Origin of the sequence: Mesorhizobium sp. M0244, assembly GCF_040321795.1 — a bacterium.
Taxonomy (GTDB): Bacteria; Pseudomonadota; Alphaproteobacteria; order Rhizobiales; family Rhizobiaceae; genus Mesorhizobium.
Genome location: NZ_JAMYSE010000187.1, coordinates 1 through 2614, shown reverse-complemented (window position 1 = coordinate 2614; position 2614 = coordinate 1). Strand labels below are relative to the sequence as shown.

The 2614-nt window shown below is 62.5% G+C and carries 2 protein-coding genes and 1 pseudogene; 2 read left to right on the top strand and 1 reads right to left on the bottom strand.

The features are described from left to right. The first annotated feature begins 129 nt into the window (after positions 1–129). The gene (locus NKJ08_RS38385; RefSeq protein ID WP_352450092.1) at positions 130–927 is read left to right on the top strand and encodes an ATP-binding cassette domain-containing protein; all 798 of its coding nucleotides are present in this window, start codon (positions 130–132) and stop codon (positions 925–927) included. Further along, positions 924–1973, top strand: a complete 1050-nt coding sequence (locus NKJ08_RS38380; protein WP_352524346.1) for an ABC transporter permease — start codon at positions 924–926, stop codon at positions 1971–1973. Before NKJ08_RS38385 ends, NKJ08_RS38380 begins: the two co-directional genes overlap by 4 nt. Before the next feature lie 8 nt (positions 1974–1981). On the opposite strand, the pseudogene NKJ08_RS38375 reads toward NKJ08_RS38380, so the two are convergent. Beyond that, a pseudogene (locus NKJ08_RS38375) lies at positions 1982–2614 on the bottom strand (hypothetical protein); the annotation flags it as partial.

Genomic DNA, 2614 nt, shown 5'->3' with positions numbered 1-2614 from the left:
ACCCCCGCCTGCCGCCGGGCCCCCCACGCGGCGCGGCGTGTCCCCCCCACGCGGTCGGCGGGTCCGCGCCCCCGGCGGGCGGGACCGCCGGCGAAAAAGCCGGCACGCGACAATCAAGCGAGGATCGCCATGGCCGAACGCATCATCGAACTGCGCGACATCAGCAAGTCCTATGGCCAGGTCTATGCGCTGGGCGGGGTCAATCTCAGCGTCGATCGCGGCGAGGTGGTCGGCCTGATCGGCGACAACGGCGCCGGCAAGTCGACGCTGATCAAGATCCTGTCCGGCGTGGTCAAACCGACCAGCGGCGAGATTCTCGTCCGCGGCAAGCCGGTGACCGGATGGAGCCCTGCGCGCTCGCGCGACGCCGGCATCGAGACCGTGTTCCAGGACCGGGCGCTCGCCGTGCAGCAGACGATCGTGCGCAATATCTTCATGGGCCGCGAGCTCACCGGCTGGCTTGGCTGGCTGAAGGTCAACAAGGAGATCGCGGAGGCGAGCCGGCTGATGCGCGAGATCGGCTTCACCTCGAAAGTGTTCACGCCACAGTCGATCGTCGGCCAGCTCTCGGGCGGCGAACGCCAGGGCGTGGCGATCGCGCGGGCCATCTACAAGAAGGCGGAGCTGATAGTCCTCGACGAACCGACGACCGCGCTATCGCTGACCGAGACCGCCAAGGTCTTCCACTTCGTGCGCCAGGTGCGGGCGAGCGGACGCTCGATCCTGTTCATCGGCCACAACATCCACCACGTCTTCGATATCGCCGATCGTTTCGTGGTGCTGGACCGCGGCAAGGTCGCGCTCACCGCCGACCGCAGCGAGGTCAAGTCGGCCGAAGACCTGATCAATTTCATGGAAGACGTCGCCCACCCCAGCGGATTGCCGGGGTTGCACGACGCGGGCGATGCGGGGAGGGCGGCACGATGAGCAAGACCATGGAACCCGATCTGCAGAGCCCCCTCGGCGGCACGCATGGCGAAACCGCCGGGAAAGAGTGGAGACACCCGTCCGACAATTGGCTGCGCGGGTTCATCCTCGACAACCGCGCCGCGCTCGGCACGCTTGCCGTGTTCATCGTCATGATGGCGGTGTTCATGATCGCCAACCCGATCGTCTTCACCACCTGGTATCTCTACAGCTCCGTACTCACCACGCTGCCGGTGGCGCTGTTCGTGGTGGTGCCGCTGGTCTTCGTCGTCACCTGCGGCGAGATCGACCTGTCGTTTCCGGCGACGATGGGCTTTGCCTCCTGGGTGTTTGCGCTGGTCGTGCAGGCCGGCTACGACCCGTTCCTCGGCATCGCCGCCGCAATCGTCACCGGCATGCTGCTCGGCTTCCTGGTCGGCTCGCTGGTCGTCTATGGCGGGCTGTCGTCGCTGATTGCCACGCTCGGCATGAATTTCCTGCTGCGCGGCCTGATCCAGATCATCAACGAGGGCAGGTCGACGGCGCTGACCGGCCTTGCCGACAGTTGGGCCTACAAGATCTTCTCCAGCCAGCTCTACGGCATTCCGGTGCAGATCTTCTGGGCCATCGCCTTCGTCGTGCTGTCGGCGCTGCTCTACAACCGCCATCGCTTCGGCGCGCAGGTCAAGGTGGTCGGCGACAATCCCGACAGCGCCCAGCAGATGGGCATCGATGTCAAGCGCGTGCGCGTAAAAGTGTTCGTCTTCGTCGGCATCGGCGCGGCGATCGCCGGCACCTTTTCGGTGATGATCAACTTCACCTGGTGGCCGACGGCCGGCGACGGCTACCTGCTGCCGGTGCTGGCATCGGTGTTTGTCGGCGGCACCCCGACCTGGGGCGGCATCGGCACCGTCGTCGGCGGCGCGATCGGCGCCGTCACAGTCTCCTTCATCCAGACCGGCGTCGTGGCGGCGGGACTGAGCGGCTTCTACGTCCAGTTCTTCAACGGCCTGATCATCATCCTGTCGCTGCTCGGCCACAAGTGGAACCAGGCGAGGTATCGGTGAAGGGGGCTCTAACGACTTAACAAGTCGACAATTGCATGATTTATCCGCGAAAATCCGTCGATAACGCCATCTGTAACGGAATCCAAAGCTCGGCCATATCCGTCGTTTAGGTTCGCGGTATCAAATCCAAGTTTCCGGAGCGTTTGCAAAGTCTCCCCAATCGTTTCGTGTGCGTCAGCGATTCTTAGATCATTATTTAGAAACAGAGGTGCCATTGCGGCATTCCTGCTACGCCAACCCTCGGGCTCTACCTCGCTTTGGAAGGCATCCCTAAGTTCCTCGTTGGCATTTAGGCGTTCGATGATATTCAAGAGGCTTTCTAATAGCTTGAAACCTCCGAGTTGTTTAACTGTTGCTCGGGCGCATCCAGCTTTTTCCAAGAGGGATTTGAGGAACCCATCCGGCACGCACTGCGAAATTTCATGCAGACTCTTGCATCTGGCCAGAAACGCTTGCTGACTCATGTCTAAGGGCGCGACTTGGGCTAGACGCGAGAGTTGAGGGTAGGCGAGCCAACCGTTTGCGCGGACTTCCGCTCTTGAAAACCCCACTCTCATGATTGCTGACAATGGCCTTTGACATAAGCTGCAGCCCGCCGATCCGATCGGCGGTCGAGGCACTTGTACGGCGGATATGAGGTG

Bases quoted from the DNA above. Each gene is read 5' to 3' on its own strand.
- NKJ08_RS38385 (WP_352450092.1), top strand. From the start codon at position 130: ATGGCCGAACGCATCATCGAACTGCGCGACATCAGCAAGTCCTATGGC.
- NKJ08_RS38380 (WP_352524346.1), top strand. From the start codon at position 924: ATGAGCAAGACCATGGAACCCGATCTGCAGAGCCCCCTCGGCGGCACG.